The 23,253-nt window shown below is 65.8% G+C and carries 17 protein-coding genes and 3 tRNA genes; 6 read left to right on the top strand and 14 right to left on the bottom strand.

What is annotated here, in order from left to right:
* Window positions 1–28 precede the first annotated feature (28 nt).
* From ON22_RS06425 to ON22_RS06405, 5 genes are all read right to left on the bottom strand, one after another.
* The gene (locus ON22_RS06425) at window positions 29–4,957 is read right to left on the bottom strand and encodes an NAD-glutamate dehydrogenase (protein WP_043739877.1); all 4,929 of its coding nucleotides are present in this window, start codon (window positions 4,955–4,957) and stop codon (window positions 29–31) included.
* A gap of 94 nt (window positions 4,958–5,051) precedes the next feature.
* Entirely contained in the window at window positions 5,052–6,728 is a 1,677-nt protein-coding gene (ettA, locus tag ON22_RS06420; protein WP_033246089.1) for an energy-dependent translational throttle protein EttA, read from the bottom strand.
* A gap of 49 nt (window positions 6,729–6,777) precedes the next feature.
* Window positions 6,778–7,263: a single-stranded DNA-binding protein gene (locus ON22_RS06415; RefSeq protein WP_081595371.1), complete on the bottom strand. Its 486-nt coding sequence runs from the start codon at window positions 7,261–7,263 to the stop codon at window positions 6,778–6,780.
* A 274-nt stretch (window positions 7,264–7,537) separates the two neighbouring features.
* Entirely contained in the window at window positions 7,538–8,506 is a 969-nt protein-coding gene (locus ON22_RS06410) for a threonine/serine dehydratase (RefSeq protein WP_051157211.1), read from the bottom strand.
* Window positions 8,507–10,546 (bottom strand): bifunctional copper resistance protein CopD/cytochrome c oxidase assembly protein, encoded by a 2,040-nt coding sequence (locus ON22_RS06405; protein WP_033246020.1) that lies wholly within the window; start codon window positions 10,544–10,546, stop codon window positions 8,507–8,509. It lies immediately after the preceding gene.
* 136 nt (window positions 10,547–10,682) lie between these two features.
* Between ON22_RS06405 and ON22_RS06400 the strand changes: the two genes are divergently transcribed.
* A tRNA-Arg gene (locus ON22_RS06400) sits at window positions 10,683–10,756 on the top strand.
* Window positions 10,757–10,859: 103 nt separating this feature from the next.
* Here ON22_RS06400 and ON22_RS06395 read toward each other — a convergent pair.
* Window positions 10,860–11,957, bottom strand: coding sequence for a hypothetical protein (locus ON22_RS06395; RefSeq protein ID WP_156052375.1), 1,098 nt, complete (start codon window positions 11,955–11,957; stop codon window positions 10,860–10,862).
* Between the two features lie 269 nt (window positions 11,958–12,226).
* Here ON22_RS06395 and cmrA point away from each other — a divergent pair, with 269 nt between their 5' ends.
* From cmrA to ON22_RS06380, 3 genes are all read left to right on the top strand, one after another.
* Window positions 12,227–13,030, top strand: coding sequence for a mycolate reductase (cmrA, locus tag ON22_RS06390; protein ID WP_033246018.1), 804 nt, complete (start codon window positions 12,227–12,229; stop codon window positions 13,028–13,030).
* An 84-nt stretch (window positions 13,031–13,114) separates the two neighbouring features.
* The gene (gene orn, locus ON22_RS06385) at window positions 13,115–13,756 is read left to right on the top strand and encodes an oligoribonuclease (protein ID WP_033246017.1); all 642 of its coding nucleotides are present in this window, start codon (window positions 13,115–13,117) and stop codon (window positions 13,754–13,756) included.
* Window positions 13,757–13,843: 87 nt separating this feature from the next.
* Window positions 13,844–13,916 (top strand) — tRNA-His (locus ON22_RS06380).
* Between the two features lie 55 nt (window positions 13,917–13,971).
* Here the strand turns inward: ON22_RS06380 and ON22_RS06375 are convergent.
* The 6 genes from ON22_RS06375 to ON22_RS06350 all read right to left on the bottom strand — a co-directional run bounded on the left by ON22_RS06375 (window position 13,972) and on the right by ON22_RS06350 (window position 19,036).
* Window positions 13,972–14,670 carry a DUF4389 domain-containing protein gene (locus tag ON22_RS06375; RefSeq protein WP_033246016.1) on the bottom strand — a complete coding sequence of 233 codons (699 nt, stop codon included), beginning with the start codon at window positions 14,668–14,670 and terminating at the stop codon, window positions 13,972–13,974.
* A gap of 166 nt (window positions 14,671–14,836) precedes the next feature.
* The gene (locus ON22_RS06370) at window positions 14,837–15,904 is read right to left on the bottom strand and encodes a mechanosensitive ion channel family protein (RefSeq protein WP_231508697.1); all 1,068 of its coding nucleotides are present in this window, start codon (window positions 15,902–15,904) and stop codon (window positions 14,837–14,839) included.
* A 91-nt stretch (window positions 15,905–15,995) separates the two neighbouring features.
* Window positions 15,996–16,316 carry a hypothetical protein gene (locus ON22_RS06365; RefSeq protein ID WP_033246015.1) on the bottom strand — a complete coding sequence of 107 codons (321 nt, stop codon included), beginning with the start codon at window positions 16,314–16,316 and terminating at the stop codon, window positions 15,996–15,998.
* Between the two features lie 69 nt (window positions 16,317–16,385).
* Window positions 16,386–16,736, bottom strand: coding sequence for a hypothetical protein (locus ON22_RS06360; RefSeq protein WP_033246014.1), 351 nt, complete (start codon window positions 16,734–16,736; stop codon window positions 16,386–16,388).
* Window positions 16,736–17,920, bottom strand: coding sequence for a fatty acid desaturase family protein (locus tag ON22_RS06355; protein WP_033246013.1), 1,185 nt, complete (start codon window positions 17,918–17,920; stop codon window positions 16,736–16,738). Before ON22_RS06355 ends, ON22_RS06360 begins: the two co-directional genes overlap by 1 nt.
* A gap of 60 nt (window positions 17,921–17,980) precedes the next feature.
* Entirely contained in the window at window positions 17,981–19,036 is a 1,056-nt protein-coding gene (locus ON22_RS06350) for a ferredoxin reductase (RefSeq protein WP_033246012.1), read from the bottom strand.
* 177 nt (window positions 19,037–19,213) lie between these two features.
* On the opposite strand from ON22_RS06350, the gene ON22_RS06345 reads away from it, so the two are divergent.
* Window positions 19,214–19,822, top strand: coding sequence for a TetR family transcriptional regulator (locus ON22_RS06345; protein WP_231508696.1), 609 nt, complete (start codon window positions 19,214–19,216; stop codon window positions 19,820–19,822).
* An 11-nt stretch (window positions 19,823–19,833) separates the two neighbouring features.
* Here the strand turns inward: ON22_RS06345 and ON22_RS06340 are convergent, their stop codons facing one another.
* Together ON22_RS06340 and ON22_RS06335 are read right to left on the bottom strand one after the other, a co-directional pair.
* Window positions 19,834–21,165, bottom strand: a complete 1,332-nt coding sequence (locus tag ON22_RS06340; RefSeq protein ID WP_033246010.1) for an MFS transporter — start codon at window positions 21,163–21,165, stop codon at window positions 19,834–19,836.
* A gap of 431 nt (window positions 21,166–21,596) precedes the next feature.
* Window positions 21,597–21,672, bottom strand: a tRNA-Lys gene (locus ON22_RS06335).
* Between the two features lie 307 nt (window positions 21,673–21,979).
* Here ON22_RS06335 and ON22_RS06330 point away from each other — a divergent pair.
* Window positions 21,980–23,185, top strand: coding sequence for a L,D-transpeptidase (locus ON22_RS06330; RefSeq protein ID WP_033246009.1), 1,206 nt, complete (start codon window positions 21,980–21,982; stop codon window positions 23,183–23,185).
* Window positions 23,186–23,253: the final 68 nt, after the last annotated feature.

Here is a 23,253-nt window from a genome sequence, read left to right as displayed (position 1 = left end):
GCACCTGCACCGTTGCCAGAAGCATTCGTCACCGTGGTACCTCCGATTGGGCACCCACCCCACTCACCATGCTGCGCACCTGCCGCGCCGCAACCGACAGCGTGGCGAGATCGTGGGTTCCGGACTCGAACAGTTCCGCCAACGCCGCGCGGGCGCGACCGAGCCGGGACTGATTCTTGGACTCCCAGTATGCAATCTTCTCGTCCGCGCTCTCCTCCGGGTCGCCGCCGGAGAGCACATCGAGGGTGAGCGAGCGCAACGAACTGTACATATCGTCGCGCAGGCTGAGCCGGGCCAGCGCATGCCAGCGATCGCCGCGTTCCAGATGGCTCACGGCCTCGAGCAGCCAATCGATCTTCAGATGCTCGTTCAGCGCGTAGTACAGCGAGCCCACCTCGTCACCGGAACGGTCGGTGATATCGGCGATATCGACGATATCGAGCAGCGGGAACAGGTGCAGTAGCCCGAAGACCTCGGTGGCCAGATCCAGCGGCGCCCCGTGCGCGACCAGGTCGGCGGCGTGATCGGTCAGTGTCGTGACATGGTGCCCGCGCAACCAGCTGGGCACCTTGGGCGCCAGTTCGCGGATACCCACGCGGTACCGGTTGATCTCCGCACCCACGGCGATCGGCTGGGGGCGGTTGGTGAGCAGCCACCGCGAGGCGCGGTCCAGGGTTCGTTTGGTTTCCAATTCGAGCTGGTCGCGTACCCCCACCGAGGTGTCGGCGCCGCGGATCCGCTCCCAGATCTCGTGCAGCCCGAAGATTTCGGTGACGGCCGCGAAGGCGCGCACCGTATCGGTGGCGGTGGCACCGATCTCCTCGCCGAGCCGGAAGGTGTAGGTGAGCCCACCGTGGTCCACCACCTCGTTGGCGATCATCGTGGTGACGATTTCCCGCCGCAGACGATGCTTCTTGATCGCCGCCCCGAACCGCTCGCGCAGCGGGGTCGGGAAATAGTCGGGGAGCCGGGCGCCGAAGAACGCACTGTCGGGCAGGTCCCCGGCCAGCAGGTCGGCTTTCAACGCCAGTTTCACATGGGCCAGCAGGTTGGCGAGTTCGGGCGAGGTGAGGCCGGCCCCTTCCTCGAGCCGGCGCTTCAGCACGGTATCGGCAGGCAACGCCTCGAGCTGCCGGTCCAGCCCCCGGCTGTTCTCCAATTCCTCGATCAACCGCCGATGCACATTCAACATCCGAACCGCTTCGGCGCGCGAAATCCCCATCAGATAGTTCTGGGAGACGTTGTCCTGCAACACCATCTGCGCGACTTCGTCGGTCATCTCCGCCAGCAGCGGATTGCGGTCGGCGAGATCCAGCTCCCCCGCCGAGACCACACCGTCGAGCAGGACCTTGATATTCACCTCGTGATCGGAGCAATCGACTCCGGCGGAATTGTCCAGCGCATCGGTGTTCATCTTCCCGCCGTTGCGGCAGAATTCGATCCGCCCCAGCGCCGTGACACCGAGGTTGCCGCCCTCGCCGACGACCTTCACCCGCAACTGGTTCCCGTCGACCCGCACCGCATCGTTGGATTTATCGCCCGCATCGGCATTGGTTTCGGTGCTCGCCTTGATATAGGTGCCGATACCGCCGTTCCACAGCAGATCCACCGGCGCCTGCAGAATCGCCCGGATCAGTTCCGGCGGCGCGAGCGAAACGGTGTTCTCCGGCAGTCCGAGTGCCGTACGGGCCTGGGGAGATATCGGAACCGATTTCACCGTGCGGTCGTAGATTCCGCCGCCCGCGCTGATCAACGACCGATCGTAATCAGCCCAACTCGACCGCGCCAACCCGAACAACCGCCGCCGCTCGGCAAACGACGACCCCGCATCCGGATCCGGATCCAAGAAAATATGGCGATGGTCGAACGCCGCGACCAGCCGAATATGTTCCGACAACAACATCCCGTTACCGAACACATCCCCACTCATATCCCCCACACCCACCACGGTGAAGTCCTGGGACTGCGTATCCACTCCCAGCTCCGCGAAATGCCGCTTCACGCTCTCCCACGCACCCCGCGCGGTGATCCCCATCGCCTTGTGGTCGTAGCCGGCCGAACCACCCGACGCGAACGCATCCCCCAACCAGAACCCGTAGCGCCCCGCCACATCATTCGCGATATCGGAGAACGCCGCCGTACCCTTATCCGCCGCAACCACCAGATACGTATCGTCACCGTCGCGGCGCACCACCCGATCCGGCGGCAGCACCTGCCCCCCGGCCAGATCGACGTTATCGGTGATATCCAGCAGACCGGAGATGAAGGTCCGATAGCATTCGACACCTTCCGCCATCCGGGCCTGCCGGTCGGCGGCGGCGTCCCCGGTAACGGCCGGCGGCCGTTTCACCACGAAACCACCCTTCGCACCCACCGGCACGATCACCGCATTCTTCACCGCCTGCGCCTTCACCAAACCCAAAATCTCGGTCCGGAAATCCTCCAGCCGATCCGACCAGCGCAAACCACCCCGCGCCACCGCACCGAACCGCAGATGCACACCCTCCACCCGCGGCGAATACACGAAGATTTCGTACTTCGGCCGCGGCTGCGGGAGTTCGGCGATCTCCTGAGGCTCGACCTTCACCGAGATGAATTCCCGGGCCGCGTCGTCGGTGTCGGTGACGTAGTAGTTGGTGCGCAGGGTCGCCCGGATCAGCCCCAGCATGGCCCGCAGGATTCGGTCCGCGTCCAGGCTGACGACCTGGTCGATCCGCTCACGCACCTGCTGTTCGAGCCGATCGGCCTCCTCGCCCGAATACCCGTCCGGGTCGAATCGGGCAGCGAACAATCGCGCGAACAATCGTGCGGTGTCCGGATAGGTGTGCAGCACGCGGGCGATATTGACCTGGCTGTAGGGGAATCCGGCCTGCTGCAGGTATTTCGCGTAGGTCCGCAGAACGGCGACCTCACGCCAGGTCAGTCCGGCGCGCAGAACGAGTTCGTTGAGGCCGTCGGCCTCGGCCCGGCCGTACCAGATGGCGTCGAATGCTTCGGTGAACCGGTCGCGGACTCCGGCCGCACGCGCCCGCGTCCCCGGTGCGACCTCGAGCAGTTCGGCGTCGAGGTCCTGATCGAGTGCGGCGCGCAACAGCTCAGCGCTCGCCAGCAAGCCGAAATCGTAGATCCACCGTTCGCCGACCGTACCGATACCGTCGGCTTCCCGCCGGATCCGGTACGGCCGTTCGTCGAGCACTTCCACCCCGAGGCTCTGAAGCACCGGCAGCACCTGGCTCAGCGAGATACCGGCACCGCCGATATAGAGCGTGAACCGCCAGGAGCCGGCGGGTGCCTCTGCGACGCGGTACAGGTGCTGGTCGATATTGCCCGTTCGCAAACGCTCCAGACGGTCGATATCGGCCAGGGCCCGCCGCGCGCTGAAATCCTGTTTATACGCGTCCGGGAACGCTTCGCAGTAGCGACGCACGATCTGTGGGTCCAGCACCGTCGAGGCACTCACCTCGTCGTTGAGATGATCGTCCCAGGTGCGGCTCGCCTCACCGAGCAGGTTCTGGATGCGCAGCCGCTCGGGCTCGGAGATCTCCTCCGCCGAGGACACCCGCACCGGCTCGGTGGTATCGGCACCGGGCAACCGGATGGTGAAATACACACTCGCGAGCTCGCTTTCGCTCACCCGGGCCGAGTAGTCGATGGAGGCACCGCCGAGTTCGCGAACCAGAATGTCCTGCATCTCCAGCCGGACCGCGGTGGTGTAGCGGTCCCGTGGCAGGTACACCATCGCCGCGACGAAGCGGCCGTACGGATCGACCCGCAGGAACAATCGAACCTGCCGGCGCAGCCCCACATTCAGTACCGCGGCCGCGATGCGGCGCAGCGTGGCCGCATCGCAGGCGAACAGTTCGGTACGCGGGAAGCCCTGCATGACCTCGAGCATCGCCTGACCGGAGAACGAATCGAGATCGAAACCACTACCGGAGATGGCCGAGCGCACCCGGGTGCCCACCACGGGGATATCGAGGACGTTCTCGTGCAGCGCCGTCACGGTGAAGACACCGATGAACAGATGCTCGCCGTGGATCTCGCCCGCGTCGTTCACATCGGCCACACCGATGAAGAACGGATAGACCGCCCGCTGCATGGTGACCGGGACGAGGCCCTGGGTCATCCGCAGCAGACGCGGCGCACCGGTGACGACCGGTACCTGGAAACCTATCCCGGTACCCGGATGCAGCACCCCGAGTGCGGAATCCGGAATCGGCACCGGCACCGGCTCGCCGGCTTCGGTGCGGTACCGCGCATAGCCGAGCACGGTGAAATTTCCGGCGGCCATCCAGCGCAGCAACCCGGCACAGTCCGAGGCGGCGATATCGGTATCTGCCGTGACGACGGCATCACCGACCCGGTCGAGTCCGGCCGCGAGATCGTGGAGCACGGCGTGGATCGCGTCGGTATCGTTGCTCACCTGCCGGACATCGCCGATCACCCCGGGTACGGCGGCGGCGATCTCGTCGAGTAGCTCGGCACTGGTCGCGGGATGTAATTGCAGATGAATCCAGCTTTCGCGGCCGGTCGGTGAACCGGTGTGCTCGGCATCGGCATCGTGCGGCCAGGCCGCCCGGAGCCGGCCGTCGGCATCCCGCTCCGCCGTGACGATGGGATGGATGACCTCGCGTACCGTACCGCCCAGCCGGGCCAGCAGGGCCGTGACCGAATCCACGAGCATCGGCATATCGTCGGTGACGATCTGCACCGCGGCGCCCAGCCCGGACCCGTCGTCGGGGTGGTGGACCCGCACCGAGCCCTGACCCGGCTGCCGGGTCAGGGCCAGTGCGAGATGCGCCCGGAAGGTGAGCTCGGCACTGGAGATCTCACAGTCCGCCTCGTCGGTGCCCACATGCCGGAAATATCCCTCCTCCAGAGCGTGGAGGCCGGCACGGAGGTTGTCCGGCAGTTCGGCAACCCAAGCCTCGCTGGACAATTCGGACGAGACCGTCATTTCCCACTCCCTTGGATGCGGATTTTTCGGAAGATATACCGACGCCGCCCCGAGGGTAGTCCCGCAACCGGGTCGCGGGAAAAGATCTACGGCGTTACCCGCGGGTCAGTTTGCGATGCGTCACCCGATGCGGCCGTGCGGCTTCCGAGCCGAGGCGTTCGATCTTGTTGGCCTCATAGGCTTCGAAGTTGCCTTCGAACCAGAACCATTTGGCCTCGTTGTCGGCGTCACCTTCCCAGGCGAGGATATGCGTGCAGGTACGGTCCAGGAACCACCGGTCGTGGGAGATGACCACGGCGCAGCCGGGGAACTGTTCCAGCGCGTTCTCCAGCGATCCGAGGGTTTCCACGTCCAGGTCGTTGGTGGGCTCGTCGAGCAGGATCAGGTTGCCGCCCTGTTTCAGGGTGAGTGCCAGGTTCAGGCGGTTGCGTTCACCACCGGAGAGCACGCCGGCCGGCTTCTGCTGATCCGGGCCCTTGAACCCGAAGGCACTGACATAGGCACGCGACGGCATCTCCTGCTGGCCGACCTCGATATAGTCGAGCCCTTCCGAAACCACTTGCCAAACCGTCTTCTTCGGATCGATTCCGGCCCGGGTCTGGTCGACATAGCTCAGCTGGACGGTCTCGCCGACCTTCACGGTGCCGCTATCCGGTTCCTCGAGACCGACGATGGTCTTGAACAGAGTGGTCTTACCCACGCCGTTAGGCCCGATCACACCGACGATGCCGTTGCGCGGCAGCGTGAACGAGAGATCCTTGATCAGCTGGCGATCGCCGAAGCCCTTGTCCAGATGTTCGACCTCGACCACGACGCTGCCCAGTCGCGGGCCGGCCGGAATCTGGATCTCCTCGAAATCCAGCTTCTTCATCTTCTCGGCCTCGGCGGCCATCTCCTCGTAGCGCCCCAGCCGCGCCTTGTTCTTGGCCTGGCGGGCCTTGGCGCCGGAGCGTACCCATGCGAGTTCGTCCTTCAGCCGCTTCTGCAGCTTCTGGTCCTTCTTACCCTGCACGGCGAGGCGTTCGGCCTTCTTCTCCAGGTACGTGGAGTAGTTGCCCTCGTACCCGATGGCCCGGCCCCGGTCGAGCTCGAGGATCCAGCCGGCAACATTGTCCAAGAAGTACCGGTCGTGGGTGACGGCCAGCACGGCACCCGGGTACTGCGCCAGGAACTGCTCCAGCCACAGCACACTCTCCGCGTCGAGATGGTTGGTCGGCTCGTCCAGCAACAGCAGATCGGGTTTGCTCAGCAGCAGTTTGCACAGCGCCACGCGGCGGCGCTCGCCGCCGGAGAGGTTGGTGACCGGCTCTTCCGGCGGCGGGCAGCGCAGGGCATCCATCGCCTGTTCGAGCTGGGAATCCAGATCCCAGGCGTCGGCGTGGTCGAGATCCTCCTGGAGTTTGCCCATCTCGTCCATGAGCTCGTCGGAGTAATCGGTGGCCATGAGTTCGGCGATCTCGTTGAACCGGTCGAGTTTGACCTTGATCTCCCCGAGGCCCTCCTCGACATTGCCGCGGACCGTCTTTTCCTCGTTCAGCGGCGGCTCCTGCTGCAGGATCCCCACACTTGCACCCGGCGCGAGAAAGGCTTCGCCGTTGTTCGGCTGATCCAATCCGGCCATGATCTTCAGCACGCTGGATTTACCGGCGCCGTTGGGGCCGACGACGCCGATCTTGGCGCCGGGAAGGAAGTTCAAGGTGACATCGTCGAGCACGACCTTATCGCCGTGCGCCTTACGAACCTTCTTCATTTGGTAGATGAACTCAGCCATGGCGATCACCCTATCCGTCAAACATCGATGCGGTTTCACACGTCGGCGTTCACCGGCCGGTCGCCGGATGCCGACTTTCCCCCAGTGGATGGTCCTGCTCCCCCGCCACCCCGTCTCCGGCCGTCCCAGCGTCCGGATCGGCCGGATTATTCCCGGTCACCATCGCATACCCGGTGCGCCGGCGCACCACCTGGGCGGTGCAGCGAGTGAGGTCGGGCCCTACGGTATGGGCCCGCATCTCCAGATCCCGGCGCTCGGCGCCGTCGCGAGTGCGGTATTCGTTCGAGCGCAATTGTCCCTGCACGATCACCGGATCGCCGCGCTGGATGGAGGCATCGACGCCTGCCACCAGGCGCCGCCAGCAGCTCACCGTCAGGAACAGCATCCCGTTGTCGACCCATTCACCCGATTCCCGGTCGAGCCGGCGCGCGGTACTGGCCAATCGGAAGCTCAGCATCTGCTCGCCGCCGGCGAGATCGCGCTTGATCGGCTCGGTCACCACCGTACCCACCACTGTTGCCAGAGTTTCGTACACGAGTCCCCCCTTCGTCGAGCCCGGCACCCCGGGCAACCCCCGCCCCGCGATTCCGGGGACCATTTCATCGTGCCCGCGTCCGGGGCACCGCGGCGGACGGAATGCAGATCTGTGGACAACTCACCGGTATCGGCGCACTTGTGGAATTCAAGCCTTTCACCCCCCGACGGCACCACGGCGTTCGGCCGGGCGTCGGCCTCGATCATCGGCCGGCGAGGACCTCGGCGTCCACAGCACGGAGAAGGACGGTGCAGCCGTTACCCATCCAGGCAGCTCAGAGCACCGGAAGTTCGGTATTCGCCCCGCACAGCACGATCACCGGGCGCTGACCTTCCGGCGGAACGTAGGCACCGCTGAGAATTGCCGCCAACGCCACCGCACCGGACAGCTCCACCACGATCCGGAATTCTCGCCACAGGTAGTCGCGAGCCTCGGTGATCGCGTCGTCGGTGACCAATACCGAGCGGACTCCGTAACGACGGGCAATATCGAACGAGATCTCCCCGAGCCGCGTCGCCCCCAGGGCGTCGGCAGTGACGCTGGAGATCTCGACATCGACCGGTTTGCCCGCAGCGAGGGCCGAATGCATCGTCGGGATTCCTTCGGGTTCCACCCCGACGATCTCCCGGCGCCGACCGGCCGCCGCAGCGACCCCGCCCACCAGGCCACCGCCGCCGACGGCGACCAGCACCGGCGGCCGGCCGCGTACCTGTTCCTCGATTTCCAGCCCGATCACCCCGGCGCCGGCCACCACCGCAGGCAGGTCGTAGGCGTGCAACTGCAGCGCACCGCGTTCCGCGGTGAGCTCGCGCGCGTGCTCGTAGGCCTCGGCATAGGTGGTTCCGTGCCAGCGCACCTCCGCACCGTGCGACCACATCGCCGCGACCTTGGTATGTGGTGCCGATTCGGGCACCACCACCGTGCAGGATTTACCCATACCGGCCGCGGCCAGGGCCGCCGCGATCCCCGCGTTTCCCCCGGAGGCGATCACGACATCTTCCGGGCATACCCGCTCCGACAGCAGCGCGTTGTAGCTACCGCGCACTTTGAACGTGCCGCCGTGCTGCAGATACTCCAGTTTCAAGGTCACCGGAACGGGCCCGCCCGGCCCCGGAACGACGGTGTGGAACACCGGAGTCTTGCGGATATGCCTGCCCAGCCGCCGCCGGGCCGCACGGACATCGGACCGGTAGATGCGGCGAAACGGTTGTAAGGGTGTCAGCGGGGTTTTCTGCTCGGTCATCTACTTCATTGCCCGATCTCGCTTGGCCAATTCGGCGAACATGGCGTTGTGCGCGGCCAGTTCGGCGTCGTCGTCGCGTTCCGCGGCACGGTCGGTGCGCCGCGCCAGCCGGGCGTCACTGCGCGACCACTGGATCAGCAGTGCCAGCATCACCACCACCAACGGTACTTCGCCGCTGGCCCAGGCCAGACTGCCGCCGGTGCGCTGATCACCCAGCAGGTCGGAATGCCAGTCCAGACCGAGGCTGCGGTAGAACCAGCCACCCAGCACGGTGCTCATACCCATCAGCAACACGCCGAAGAACGCGTGGAAAGGCAGCGATCCGAACACCATGGCGAGTTTGGTGAGGGGTTCCACTCGGCGCGGTTTCGGGTCGATACCGATCACCACCCAGTAGAAGAGGTAGCCGCTGACCAGGAAATGCAGATTCATCAACAGGTGGGCGGCATGCGAATCGACGAAGGTGTCGAATATCCCGCCCAGGTACAGGGCGTAGAAACCGGCCACGAACACCACGGAGGCCACGATGGGATGGGTGAGCAATCGCGAGACCGGGTTGTGCACGGCCGCCAGAATCCACTCCCGCGGCCCCGGCGCTCCGTCCCGCCCGGCCGGCGGCAGCGCGCGCAACGCGAGGGTCACCGCTCCGCCGAGTGCGAGCAGGATGGGAACCAGCATGGACAGCGCCATATGCGCGCCCATGTGCACGCTGAACATTGCGGGCGCATAGCGGCCGACCCCGGACGAGGTCGTGAACAGCAGCACGGCACACCCCAGCATCCAGGCCAGGGTCCGGCCCACCGGCCAACTGTCGCCGCGCGCCCGCAACCGCCGGACACCCAGCAGGTACAGCACCGCCAAGACGATGGCGACCGTGCCGAAGATCAGGTCGAACCGCCAGTCGAACAGCAACCGGGAAACGGTCGGCGGGCCCGCCAGCTCATACCCGAGTTCCACTTCGATCGGGGTCGGCACGCTGGTCGGCGGCGGTGGCGGCGTCCGTCCCAAGCCGGCCGCCAGGCCCATGGTCGCCGCGAAGATCAGCGTTTCGACCCCCGCGAACCGGACCAGCGCGAGCCGGCTGCCCGGTTCGGCGGCCAGCGCCGGCAGCGCCGAGCGCCGCTGGAAGTACCCGATCACACCGAGCACGATGAGGGCGGCGGTCTTGGCGAGGACCAGGCGCCCATAGGTGCTGGTGAACAGTTCGTCCACCGGGACGCGGACCCAGGAGTTCACGACCCCGCTCACCGCGAGCACCACAAAGGAAACCGCCGCCAGCGGCGAGAACCGGCGGGCAGCGAGGCCGGTGTGGGTACCGTCGCGCAGGGCGTGCACGAGCAGCGCGACCAGGCCGCCCACCCAGACCGCCGCGGCGATCAAATGCAGGATCAGGCTGTTGGTGGCCACATCGTGCGCCCCGCCCGAAGAGGAATGGCCGGTGAGCGCCAGCGGCATCATCACCGCGACCGATCCGGCGAACAGAACCGGTGTCCACCCCCAGCGCAACGCCAGCCGGCACGCAATGGCCAGCAACAGCGCGCCGACGGCGGTGACCCGCCATGTGCCGGCCAGTTCGATCTGGTCGATCACGCCCCACAGTTCCTGCGGCGCCAGGACCTCGGTTACCGGCCGGCCGGTGCTGTCGGAGACCGTCAGCGGTACCAGCAGCGCCGCGCAGACCGCCCAGGCGAATGCCAGGCCGGAGGCTCGTCGTACCGCGCGGTAGCCGCCGGTATCGAGTAACCCACTGCGCTGCGGCGGAACGAGGAAAGCGGCGAAGAGCAGGGCGCCGACGGTGAGCGCCGCGAACAGATCGGCGAGGGCCCGTACCGCGGGCAGGCCATAGGTGGTGAGCGGGCCGGGATCGGGGATTCCCAGCAGACTGAGCGCCTGGGCCGCCGAGGCGCTCGCCACCAGGATCGCGACCAATGCCGCCAGTGTCCCGGCGACCACCGTCAGCGCGCCCGTCACAGCCGCCGACCCGCCCGGCCGACCGGCCTCGGCGACGGGTTCGACGGCGGGGGCCTGGACTGACGACATAGCTTCGAGAGTAGTTCGGCGGGCCCCGACGGACCCGGCGGGGCCTTTTTTCGGGCACGCCAAAACAAACGATCGGATCGATCGCTACACTTTTCGGCTGGACAGCGCGGCCGTTGTCCGCCATGGTGGAAACACTGCCTCCGTAGCTCAGTTGGATAGAGCAAGGGCCTTCTAATCCCTAGGTCGCAGGTTCGATTCCTGCCGGGGGCGCTCCACCCACCCGACTGAGCTGTTCGGGCCAGTCGGAGTGGGTGTACCCATCTGGGCGCCGCACAAACACGTCAGATCGACCGTAGCGTCAGGCTTTCCGGAGCTACTCGCCACGCACCGGCCCCGGCCGAGAAGCAAGGCGGAGCCCGAACAGCAGGTCGGTATTGCGCACATACTCCGGCTGCTCCTGTCCACGGAGCAGTCCTGTCTGGCGAATCCAGCTCCGGTGCCAGTGGTGTGATTCCGGCAGGGCGATCCCACATCGCGCGGCGGTGTCGCGGAGTCGACCGCCTGCCGCGCCGACGGCACCGGCGAACAATTTCGGCCCACTGTCCGGGTGGGCTTCCCGGTAGGCGCATACCTCTTGCAACAGGGCGCGAGCCGCGGGCGGAATCACCCATACATACACATCGGCGGCCCGGGAGTAACCGATCGGTCCGGTGAAGACGAGCGCGTCGCCCGTCGACGCCACACGCGGTACACAACCCAGCTCCACCGTGGTGGCGCCGGTGAAGAGCATCGTCGCAAGGGCCGCGGCATCGACCGGATCGGCGGTCCGCTCCCGGATCCGTTCGACGGTCGTGGTGTCGAGTCGCCCGGTGGTCAGCCCGGTACCGACCGAGTAGCTGAGGTCGGGTGGCAACTCCAGGCGCATACCGTGCAGCAGGAAGGCTGCCTGGGCGCCGCGCAACCGGACCACAGTGTGCCCCCGCCCGGGACTGCCTGCGACGAAACCGCCGAGATATCGATAGAGCCCGAGAATGTCCAGCCATTCGTCGGTCCGCCCCACCCCGCGGGCGGGCGGAAACCGTCGCGCCGTGGGGCGCGGCCGCAGCACGGTCCGCATCCGTTCGGCCCAGACCACCTCGTTGTGGCCGAACCAGATCGGGTCGGCCCGGCGGTCCAGATCGTGGCGGCAGGGTCGACCGCTGCGCGCGGTGAACCAGCGGCAGGTGGCTTCGAGCCCTTGGGTGTATACGGCATCGACCCGTGCGAATTCCGCCGGTGTCAGGCGCCGGTGGGCGTCGGCACGGAAGGTCGCGACATCGCTGTCGGGTATCCGCGCGAGTAGATCGTCGCCGGTGGTCAAAGACACCCGGAGCCGCGGGCTGTGGCCCGCATCGCGGTATCCCATCTGCCGGGTGCCTGGCTCCGGTGCCCGATACAGCGGAGACCGGCGCACGGTAGGACCGGTGGTCACGGCACCGGCCTTCCGGATGGCCGGTGCGTCCTGGTGCACGTCATCTTTGCCATGCAGAACATTCGATCACCTACGCCGAGCATGAGCCAGCCGATCGACCAGAACTCAACAGCACTTGACAGTTCAGCCGATGAATTTCCGGTTACGCCATACCGGCGGTCCGGGAACGAAAAGCCCGAGAATGCGGATTCACGCCACCGTCCACTCCTCGACGCGGTTGGGACAACCCGCAAAAGTCCATCCCACACATTCTGACCTAGGGTGTGCCAATGGGTTTGCCTTCGCCTACCGCCGACAGCCGCGCCGTCGTGACCGGAGCCTCCTCCGGGATCGGGACGGCACTGGCGACCGAACTCGCCGGACGCGGCTACTCGCTCATCCTGGTGGCACGCCGAGGCGAACTGCTCGACGAACTCGCCGATCGGCTCACCCGCACACACGGCATCACCGCGGAGGTCCGCGCCGTCGATCTGGCCGACCGGGCGCAGCGCGCGCCGCTGAGTGAGGAACTGTCCGGGCGCGATATCTCGATTCTGTGCAACAACGCCGGTATCGCGACCTTCGGTCCGATCACCGGCCTGGATCCGGAGTACGAGCGCGCCCAGCTCGAACTCAACGCGGTCGCGGTACAGGACCTGACCCTGGCGGTGCTGCCGAACATGCTGGCCCGCCGCGCCGGCGGCATCCTGGTCAGCGGTTCGGCTGCCGGAAATATGCCCATCCCGAACAACGCCACGTACGCGGCGAGCAAGGCCTTCGCCAACACTTTCACCGAATCCCTGCGCGGCGAACTGAAAGGTACCGGGGTGCACGTCACACTTTTGGCTCCCGGCCCCGTACGTACCGAAACACCCGACCCCGCCGACGCATCACTCGTCGACCGCATGGTCCCGGATTTCCTCTGGGTTTCTTCCGAGTACACCGCACGGATTTCGATCGATGGCCTGGCCCGCAACAAAACCAGGGTGGTTCCGGGGCTGATCGGTAAAGGAATGAGCACCGCCGGCAACTACGGTCCGCGGGCGCTCACCGCTCCCGTCGCGGGCGCCTTCTACAAGAAGCTCGGCGGGTGACGACCCACCCGCCGGAAGTCGTTCACAGATCGTGACCACCGCGATTGCACCGCATGGACAGCCGGGCTGATTAGGGTGGGACGAGTGTCCGACAAATTAGTGGTGTGGATGGATTGTGAGATGACCGGTCTCGATCTGGTCAACGACAAGCTCATCGAGGTAGCCGCCCTCGTAACCGACAGCGAACTGAACGTCCTCGGTGACGGTGTGGATATCGTGATCCACGCCGACGATGCGGCGCTGGCCGCCATGCCGCAGGTGGTTGCCGATATGCACGCCCGCTCCGGTCTCACCGAGGAGGTCCGCAAATCCGGCGTGACCCTCGCCGAGGCCGAACAGCAGGTACTCGACTACATCAAGCAGTACGCGCCCACCGCGGGCGTGGTCCCGCTCGCCGGTAATTCCATCGCCACCGACCGCGGCTTCCTGGCCCGGGATATGCCGCTGCTCGACCAGCACCTGCATTATCGGATGATCGATGTGAGCTCCATCAAGGAACTGTGCCGGCGCTGGTATCCGCGGATCTACTTCGGCCAGCCGGAGAAGGGCCTGACCCATCGCGCACTGGCCGATATCCGGGAATCGCTCCGGGAGCTCGAGTACTACCGGCGCACGGTATTCGTCCCCGCTCCTGGACCGTCGACGGCGGAGATCACCGCCGTTGCCGCCGAGGTCAGCGCCCGGTCGGCGGAGGAGATCGCGGCCGCAGCCGAAGAGTCGATATAGGCCCAGGTCAACGCCACACCGGAAACCGATTGGCTAACAGCGGGGTGAACGCGCTAGTATCTAGGCCGCCGGTGCAAACCGGCAATGGTGAGTGTAGTTCAGTTGGTAGAGCACCAGGTTGTGATCCTGGCTGTCGCGGGTTCGAGTCCCGTCACTCACCCTGAAAGCCCGAGGGCCCATGGCCCTCGGGCTTTTTCTTTTACGGTGAGTTCCGGTCAGACCTCGGGTTTGGTCGTATCGACTGCCGGCGGCGTCTGCTCACGAGCACCCTGATCCAACCGGAACGGCGGATACTCGTCACGCAGGAGTGACGTGTAGATCTGCACCCGCAACATCCACCGATTGACACCCATCACGAAGTCGAACAGCCCCTGGGAGTATCGGGCGACGAAGAGCAGACCGACGAGTGCCACCAAGGTCAGCACACCGATCAGCGGAAGACCGGCCGCACTGGCCATCTCGTCCGGGTCGTCGGTCACCATCCAGGCCGCTCCGGTCATCGCGCCGATGATCAGGTAGTGCGGGATGGCCAGCAGCCACCACTTCACCAGCACCAGACCGCGATGCAGGGTCGGCGGATAGTCGACGTCCAGATCCGCGGGATAATTGTCGTCGGCCGACAGCGCGAACGGCGGGTACTTGTCCGTTCCGGCCGGAGTCCAGGCGTAGAAGCTCACTCGCCAAGACCACCGGATCACACCGACGCTGTAATCGAACAGCGCCCGCGGATACCGGCCGGTGATCAGGATCGCGAAGAACGCGATGATCGTGACCACGGCATATCCGATATGCAAGAAGAACAGAACTATGTAGTGCGGTATGGCGAGGATCCATTTGACGATCCACATCCAGCGCGACAGCGCGGGATCCAGGTCGCCGCGGATACGGACCGGATAACCGGCGGGAGCAGTCATAGCGATCGGGCTCCTTCGAGAGTGCTGGCCCCGGCCGGCCGAATTTCAGCGCGGCCGTACCTCAATTGTGAGGTACAACACATCGTTTCGCGATGAACACGAAACAAAGACACGCCATCGAGATCAACTCGTGAAGGAGTCGGCGATATGCCCGCCGGAATCGCCGCTACCGGGCAGGCGCGTCGAGCCCGTCCAGTGCCGCCAGGCGGGGCAGTGCACCGGGGTAGTTCTCGTTGAGCCAGCCGATCAATTCCTCGCGCACCGCGCAGCGCAGCGACCATACGGCGTCGGGATCGCGGGCCGTCATGGACGCACGGACTTCGATTCCGGTCGGGGTGCTGTCGGTGACCAGCAGATTCCAGCTGCGCCCGTCCCAATCCGGGTGATCGCTCAGATATTCGTAGAGACGCGCGCGCAGTTCGGCCACCGGCGTGCTGTGGTCCAGATGCAGGAAAACCGTACCGGTCATCTCGTTACCGCCCTTCGACCAGTTCTCGTACGGTTTGCTGTTGAAATACGAGACCGGCATCGTAAGCCGGCGGTCGTCCCAGATCCGCACGGTCAGGAAGGACAACGTGATCTCCTCGACGGTGCCCATCTCACCCTCGACCACGACCGTATCGCCGATCTTGACCGAATCCCCGAAGGCGATCTGCAGCCCCGCCATCAGGTTGCTCAGCGTGGACTGGGCCGCCACACCGGCGATGATGCCGATGATGCCGGCCGAGGCCAGCAACGAGGTGCCCAGGACGCGCAGCCCGGGGAACAACACCAGCATGGCAATCGCGGCGGTCGCGATAGCGAGCACCGTGCTGGAAATCCGCCGGATCAGGGTGAACTGGGTGTTCAGCTGGCGCACCCGGCGCGGATCGCGGGCGCGGCGCGAATAGGTGTTGAGCAGACCGTCGGCGACGGCGTCGGCGATACGCACCACCAGCCATACCGCCGACATGGTGACCATCGTGGCGAGGACACTGAGGATCACGGTGTCCTGCCGCAGGTTCAGGTCGGCCAAGGGGTAGGTCATCCGCAGCGCGGCGAATCCGAGGAACAGTTGCAGCGGCAGTTGCACCCGGCGCAGCAGGCCGGGAATAGGGGTCTTCGGATGGCGGGCCGACCAGTACCGCAGCCCGCGGTCGATGGCCCAGCCGATTGCGATCGTCACGGCCAGCGTGCCCCCTAGCACGATCAACAGCCGTAATACGTTCTCCACAGCGTCCAACTCCTTGCCCATCGCCTACGTTCGAACCCCGGGACAAGGCTACAGTTCGGTAACGGCGATGCACCAAACAGTCACGGGAGGACCACCGGGTTCCGCGCCCGTGTTACTCCGGGGTTCGTCCTTCGGCCGAGTACAGCCGGACCTCGCCGCCCTCCCCCAGGAACGCGTTGACCAGCATCACCCGCTCGGCGCGCAGAACATCGGCATCAGGCGCGTCGGTGGTGATGGATATCTGCGGGATAGCGGCCCAGTTCACCACGTAGCGTTCCGGCGGCCCGGCGTCGTCGGACAACCGCGCGAGCCGGAAGACCGATACCGTCTTCCGTTCCATGAGGCCCCGCACCACCTCGGCGATCCGCTCGGGATCCTCCAGCGCGAAGAGGAATCCGAAGGTCAGCTCCGGGGAGGAAACATAGGCGGGCACGAGACCAGAGGTTAGCCCATAGGTAGCCGCCCGGTGTGAACTATCCCACCGGGCGGCTACCGGGCCTGTTCAGAAACGTTTACCGGGACGGTCGGGGTCCGCGATCTCGGCGTCCACCACGTCGGCATCCACCACATCGGCAGCCGGGGGTGTCACCGTCGGTTTCGTCTCGGAGGTAGCCGGATCACCGGATTCCTCCACTCGCTCGGTGAAATCGCGGCCGGACTCGGCAGCCGAATCGCGGCGGGCCGCGGCGGCGGCCTCGTTCATCTCGATCGCATCGGTGACCCACTCACCGACCTCCCGGGTCACCTCGGCGACGGTGCCGGTGATGATCCCCGCGATATTGCCGATCCGGCGCGCGCCCGAGGAGGTGAGTTCCTGGATCAGATCCTTGTTGGCCTCGAATTTGCCGATCATCACACGCCCGCTCCGGTTGGACTCTGCTGACGCATCACGATAACACCGGGCTCTTCGCGTTTCCGCAGTACAGCGGGCAGGAAGCGGGCGAACCGGGACTGCTGGATCTGCGGCGGCAGGGCCAGCTGGAAGATCTTGGCCCAGACCGAACCGATCTGCTTCCCGAGCGGCCCGGTGTTGTAGGGCAGGCCGAACTTCTCGCACAGGGCACGCACTTCCGGCGCGATCTCCGGATACCGGTTGGCCGGCAGATCCGGGAACAGGTGGTGCTCGATCTGGTGCGACAGGTTCCCGGACAGGATGTGGAACAGCGGGCTACCACTGATATTGGCCGAGCCGAGCATCTGCCGGACATACCATTCGCCGCGGGTCTCGTCAGCGGTCTCCTCTTCGGTGAAGCTCTGCACACCGGACGGGAAATGCCCGCAGAAGATGATCGAGTACGCCCACAGGTTGCGCACCAGATTGGCGGTCACATTACCGGCCAGGGTGGACAAGAACAGCGGCCCGGACAGCAGCGGAAACGCCACATAGTCCTTGAGCACCTGCCGCCCCGACTTACGCAACTGCCCCTCGAGCAGCGGTTTGAGGTCCGCCCAGCTGCGCTTGCCCTTGACGATGTTGTCGGCCTCGAGGTCGTGCAGCATCACGCCCCATTCGAAGAACACCATCAGCAGGAACGCGTACAGCGGATTGCCCAGGTAGTACGGGTGCCAATCCTGATCCTCGTCGATACGCAGCACGCCGTAGCCGATATCCCGGTCGCGCCCATGGATATTGGTGTAGGTGTGATGCATGTAGTTGTGCGAATGCTTCCACTGGTCGGCCGGGCAGACCGTATCCCACTCGAACACCCGCGAATTCAGGTTCGGCTCACGCATCCAGTCGAACTGGCCGTGCATCACGTTGTGGCCGATCTCCATATTGTCCAGGATCTTCGATACGCTCAGCGCGGCGACGCCCGCCAGCCAGAACGGCGGCAGGAAACCCAGATACATCAGCCCGCGCCCGGCGATCTCGAAACCGCGCTGCGCCTTGATGACGTTGTAGATGTATTCGCGGTCGCGCTCGCCCAGATCGCTGACGAGACGGTCGCGCAGTTCGTCGAGCGTCCGGCCGATCTCCTCGACCTGATCGGGCGAGAGGACCAGCGGTCCGTCCTTGGTCTCGGTGAGGATGGTCATCTGTGTTCTCCCCTTCGGTTCGGATATCGGATTCCGGTGTGCGCGGGACGCACCGCGGAATCAGATTTCGATGTCCACGTCGCCGACGGCGGCCTGGACGCAGAGTTGGATCGGCTGGTCGGGGTCGGTTTCCAGGTCACCGGTGCGCAGATTGCGGGTGCAGCCGCTGCGCCGCACCGAGGTGCAGGAGAAGCAGATCCCCATCCGGCAGCCGTATTCCGGGCTGAGCCCGGCCGCTTCGGCCTGCTCGAGCAGCGACGCCCCCGCGTTCTCGGCGGTGACCCCGCTGGCGGAGAAGGTGGTGGCCCCGTGCACTTCGGCGGTGTCCACGGGGATCGCCGTCGCGACGAACTCCTCGGTGTGCAGGCGTTCACTGAGCCCTTCGGCGGTGAAAACATCGCGCACCGATTCCATCAGCGGCGGCGGGCCGCACAGGAATGCCTGCGCCTCGGCGAACCACGGTGCCACCCGGACGAGTTCTTCGTGATCGAACCCGCGACCGTCTCGCTCCGGGTACCGCAGTTCCACGGAGATGTTCGGATGGCCGGCAGCGATGGCGGCGAGTTCGTCCCGATGCGGCACCAGCTCCGGCGACCGCGCGTAATGCAGGAACATCACCTCGCCCGAGTAGTCCTCGTCGGCGAGCGTACGCAGCATCGACAGCACGGGAGTGATCCCGCTGCCGCCGCTGATCAACAGCACCCGGCCCGGCCGCTGCGGCGGTAGATGGAACACCCCGGACGCCGGTTCGAGGTCCAGGACCATTCCCGGCTCGGCATGTTCGTGCAGGTGGCGCGATACGAGGCCGTGCGGGTGCACCCGCATGGTGAGATCGAGCCGGCGGCGCCGGTCGTGCTGGGAGTTCACCGGCGAATAGCAGCGGGTGTGCCGCACACCGTCGATTACGACTCCCAGCTGCACGAACTGGCCGGACAGCAGGCCGTCCCACTGCCGGGTCGGGCGCAGGCTCAGCGACAGCGTGCCCGGCACCGACCGGTCCACGCCGACGATCCGGGCCCGCATATCGCGGACGGTGAGCATCGGGCGCACCAGTTCCAGGTACCGGTCCACCGGGTGCGGGGTGGTCAGGGTCTGTACCAGGTCGAGGAGGGCCATCGGAGTTCTCCGTCCCTGTCTGTCGGTCGCGTCACGAAACTTCGATCAGTTTCGGTGCACGAATGTACACTCAACTAGTGAGCCGGATACCCCGACGGAACTGTCAACCAGGAATCGGTGTGACGCGGACGACAAGATGGAGAAGATCGAATGGTGAACGGCTGTATGCTCACTGAAATGACCGATCAGGGAGCGAGCCGTGTCGAGCGCAAGGAGCGCACCCGGCAGGCCCTGCTCGACGGCACCCTCGCGCTCGCCGCCGAGCGCGGTTTCGGCGCGTTGAGCCTGCGCGAGATCGCCCGCTCCGCCGGTATCGTGCCGACCGCCTTCTACCGGCATTTCGCCTCACTCGAAGACCTCGGCGCCACTCTCGTCGACGAAGGTGTGCAGGCCTTGCGACTGGCCCTGCGGCAGTTGCGCCGGACCCCGGATGCGCGGCTGTCGGAAACCGTGCGCTTCGTCTTCGGCGAGGTCGCCGCCAAACGGGAGCTGTTCGGTTTCCTGATCCGGGAGCAGCGCGGCGGTAGCGCGGCCCTGCGCACGGCGATCGCACTCGAACTGCAACTGATCGTGCGAGAACTCGTGGCCGATCTCTCTCGGGTGCCGGCGCTGGACTCCTGGTCTCCGGACCATCTGGAGGTGGCGGCCGACCTACTGGTCGCGACCGTGACCGACGGTATCGCCGACTACGTCTCCGCCCCACCGCGCGAACAGCAGCCGATCATCGAGCGCACGATCGCGCAGGTCCGGCTCATCGCCCTCGGTATGGGCGTCTGGAAACCCTGACCGCGAGAGTCCTACCCGGTCACTGCGGGCGCAGTTTTCTGCTCACGCTCGGGCGCGGCAACCAGCAGCACCGCGATCAGCCCGGCACCGAGCACCACCAGCAACCCGGCGATACCCGCCCGATCCGCGTCGAAAGCCCAGACGAACAGACCGAACAGGGTCGGCGACAGGAACGAGGCAGCCCGGCCCGTGGTGGTGTAGAGCCCGAACAGCTGACCTTCCCGCCCCGGCGGCGTCAACCGGGTCAGGAAAGAACGCGCGGAGGCCTGCGCGGGACCGACGAACAGCGTCAGGGCCAAGCCGAAGATCCAGAACATCGCGGGCCCGGATACGAGCAGTAGCGCGGTACCGCACACCACCGTGCCGGCCAGCGAGACCACAATCACCCGTTTCGGTCCCACCGAGTCGTCGAACCGGCCGGCCACGATCGCGCCCAGGGCAGCGACGACGTTGGCACCGATACCGAACAGCAGGACATCGGAATCGCTGATCCCGTACACCTGCACAGCCAGGACCGCCCCGAAGGCGAAAACGCCGGCGAGCCCGTCCCGGAAGACCGCGCTGGCGAGCAGGAACCAGATCACCCGGCGGTCCAGCGCCCAGAGTTCGCGCAGATCGCGCCACAGCACCCGGTACGAGCCGAAGAATCCCGCCGTGGCGGCACCCGGGTCGGCGCCGGTGCGGGGCACCTCCGGGACGGCGAAGAACACCGGCAGCGCGAATACCGCGAACCAGACCGCTGCCAAGACCACCACCAGCCGGATGTTCAGCCCGTCCTCGGTGCCGACACCCAGCAGGCCACGTTCGTCGCCGTCGCCGGAGATGAAACCGACGTAGCAGATCAGCAGCAGGACGATGCCACCGAAGTACCCCATTGCCCAGCCGAAACCGGAAACCCGGCCGACGGTGGCCGGTGTGGACACCTGGCGCAGCATGGCGTTGTAGGGCACGGTCGAAAGCTCGAAGAAAACATGGCCGAGTGCCAGCAGCACCAGCCCCAGCCACAGGTAGTGATATTCGTCACGAACGAAGAACATGGCGGCCATCAGGCCGACCACGACCGCGGTCATGATCGCCAGTGAACGTTTGCGATTCGCGGTCGCGTCGAAACGCTGCCCGATGACCGGCGCGGTCAGGGCGACCAGCAAACCGGCGATCCCCAGCGCCCAGCCAAGCCATGCGCTGGCGGAGATATCGCCGGGCAGATCATCGCCCACGCTATCGGTGAGGTAGACGGCGAAAACGAACGTGGCGATCACGGCGTTGAAGGCGGCCGATCCCCAGTCCCAGAGGCCCCAGGCTGCCACCCGCGCCCGCCCGGCCGTGGCCGCCACGGTGCTCATACTGCTCCCGCCGGGCATACGAGCCGGGAACCGGCGTGGTCACGCTCCGCTACCGTCACCGGGCCGGGCTCACTCATGGTGAGCACAGTAATGGATCCCGGCGAACCCGACCCGGGCTCCGAGTAGCGAGCGTCCGGCCACCTTCCGGGATCGAAGGTGATGCAAATCAGTTACGCCCGGCGCGGTGTCCTTGTGGCGGAATCCACATCCGCGTTGTATCGGTAGGCACGTTTGTCGACGGCGAACAGCGGTGAGGCGGTGGTGGTTTTGGCTGATCGCGGAAAGTACGTCCGGAACACCGGTGAGCGGACGCAGGGCCGCGCGCAAGGAAGATCAACGGAATTCGGCAGGCAGTCGGCGCATACAGCGGGAGCTGGGACTTTGCCCGAAAATTGGCGAGTGTCGAACTCGAGGTTCGGAAATTGTGGTGGTGGTGCGCCATCAGGGACTCGAACCCCGAACCCGCTGATTAAGAGTCAGCTGCTCTGCCAATTGAGCTAATGGCGCATGCCCCGTCGTGCGGTGCGGGACAGACATTAACAGGCCCGGGCCGCAGAAGTGAAATCGATACCGAGTCGGCCGGGTGTGAGCCGGACGACGCCGTAACAAACGGCAGGCCGAACCCTATGTGTAGGTGGGCCACCGGAGCCGGAAGCGATGCTCGACGGTTGGGATCACTTCGGCACGGCTGGCAGAATGTTGGACGTGGTCTCGACCGATCCCGCCGCTGCGGTGGGTCGAGGTGAGCAGTAATCGGTCGGATCCGAAGCCATCGGCGCGTAGCGGGTGTGCCGGGACTTGAAACGGGGTTGATATGCGTATAGGTGGTCGGCGCAGGCCGATCGGTTGGGTTTTCGGACCGATGGTCCTGGTCGCCTTACTGGCGATGGTGTTGACCGGATGTTCTTCGTCGGAGGCAGCGGAGGGCACCGTAGCCATCGACCGCAACCCCATCACCGAACTCATCAAGCCCAAACTGGTCGCTCCCGTCAAGGACGGCGATATCGGCGTTTCTCCGGCGACTCCGATGAAGTTCGAGATCAGCGACGGTTTGTTCACCGATGTGACTCTGCTGAATCCGGAGAACCAGCCGGTGGCCGGGAAGCTTTCGGAAGACGGCCGCAGCTGGGCGACCACCGAAGCCCTCGGCTACAGCAAGACCTACCGTCTGCAGGCCAGGTCCATCGGCCTCGGTGGCGCAGCCACCGCCGGTATGAGCTTCACCACCACGGCGCCCGGCAATGTCACCAAGCCGTACCTCACCCCCGGTGAGGGCGAAGTCGTCGGGGTCGGCCAGCCCGTGGCGATCCAGTTCGACGAGAACATCCCCGACCGCAAGGCCGCGCAGGACGCCATCACCATCAGGACCGAACCGCCGGTGGAGGGCGCCTTCTACTGGGTGAACAGCCGCGAGGTCCGGTGGCGGCCCGAACATTTCTGGGCGCCCGGCACCCGGGTGAACATCGATGTGAACGTCTACGGCAAGGATCTCGGCAACGGCCTGTACGGCCAGAACGATATCCACTCGCATTTCGTGGTGGGTGACGCGGTGATCTTCACCGCCGACGACAACACCAAGATGGTGACGGTGGAGCGCAACGGCCAGGTCATCCGCACGATGCCGACATCCATGGGCAAGGCCGACACTCCCACCGACAACGGCATCTACATCATCGCCGACAAGCACGCGGAGATGGTGATGGATTCCTCCACGTACGGGGTCGCGGTGAACTCGGCCGACGGCTATCGCACCGATGTGGAGTGGGCCACCCGGATGTCCTACAGCGGGATCTTTTTCCATTCGGCGCCGTGGTCGCTGGGCGCCCAGGGCAATACGAACACCAGTCACGGTTGTCTGAATCTGAGCCCGGCCGATGCCCAATGGGTGTTCAACAACGCCAAACGCGGCGATCTCGCGATCGTGAAGAACACGGTGGGCGGCACCCTGTCCGGGGTCGACGGTCTGGGTGACTGGAACATCCCGTGGCCGGAATGGAAGGCCGGCAACGCGGAGATGTGAGAACTCGGGCGGAGTGGGTAGCGAAGTGTGACCCGCAGAGCCGTCCCCCATCCATGTACCGCAGCGTC

The sequence above is a fragment of the Nocardia carnea NBRC 14403 genome, assembly GCF_000308515.1.
GTDB classification, from domain to species: Bacteria; Actinomycetota; Actinomycetes; order Mycobacteriales; family Mycobacteriaceae; genus Nocardia; species Nocardia carnea.
Note: the sequence above shows the minus strand (reverse complement) of the source record. Positions and strands in the feature narration are given on the sequence as shown.

Excerpts from the sequence above, each read along its gene's own strand:
- ON22_RS06340 (WP_033246010.1), bottom strand. The coding sequence starts at position 21,165 with ATGAGCACCGTGGCGGCCACGGCCGGGCGGGCGCGGGTGGCAGCCTGG.
- ON22_RS06350 (WP_033246012.1), bottom strand. The coding sequence starts at position 19,036 with ATGGCCCTCCTCGACCTGGTACAGACCCTGACCACCCCGCACCCGGTG.
- ON22_RS06410 (WP_051157211.1), bottom strand. The coding sequence starts at position 8,506 with ATGACCGAGCAGAAAACCCCGCTGACACCCTTACAACCGTTTCGCCGC.
- ettA (WP_033246089.1), bottom strand. The coding sequence starts at position 6,728 with ATGGCTGAGTTCATCTACCAAATGAAGAAGGTTCGTAAGGCGCACGGC.
- ON22_RS06330 (WP_033246009.1), top strand. The coding sequence starts at position 21,980 with ATGCGTATAGGTGGTCGGCGCAGGCCGATCGGTTGGGTTTTCGGACCG.
- ON22_RS06425 (WP_043739877.1), bottom strand. The coding sequence starts at position 4,957 with ATGACGGTCTCGTCCGAATTGTCCAGCGAGGCTTGGGTTGCCGAACTG.
- ON22_RS06405 (WP_033246020.1), bottom strand. The coding sequence starts at position 10,546 with ATGTCGTCAGTCCAGGCCCCCGCCGTCGAACCCGTCGCCGAGGCCGGT.
- ON22_RS06375 (WP_033246016.1), bottom strand. The coding sequence starts at position 14,670 with ATGACTGCTCCCGCCGGTTATCCGGTCCGTATCCGCGGCGACCTGGAT.
- ON22_RS06345 (WP_231508696.1), top strand. The coding sequence starts at position 19,214 with ATGACCGATCAGGGAGCGAGCCGTGTCGAGCGCAAGGAGCGCACCCGG.
- ON22_RS06360 (WP_033246014.1), bottom strand. The coding sequence starts at position 16,736 with ATGATCGGCAAATTCGAGGCCAACAAGGATCTGATCCAGGAACTCACC.
- ON22_RS06370 (WP_231508697.1), bottom strand. The coding sequence starts at position 15,904 with ATGGGCAAGGAGTTGGACGCTGTGGAGAACGTATTACGGCTGTTGATC.
- ON22_RS06355 (WP_033246013.1), bottom strand. The coding sequence starts at position 17,920 with ATGACCATCCTCACCGAGACCAAGGACGGACCGCTGGTCCTCTCGCCC.
- cmrA (WP_033246018.1), top strand. The coding sequence starts at position 12,227 with ATGGGTTTGCCTTCGCCTACCGCCGACAGCCGCGCCGTCGTGACCGGA.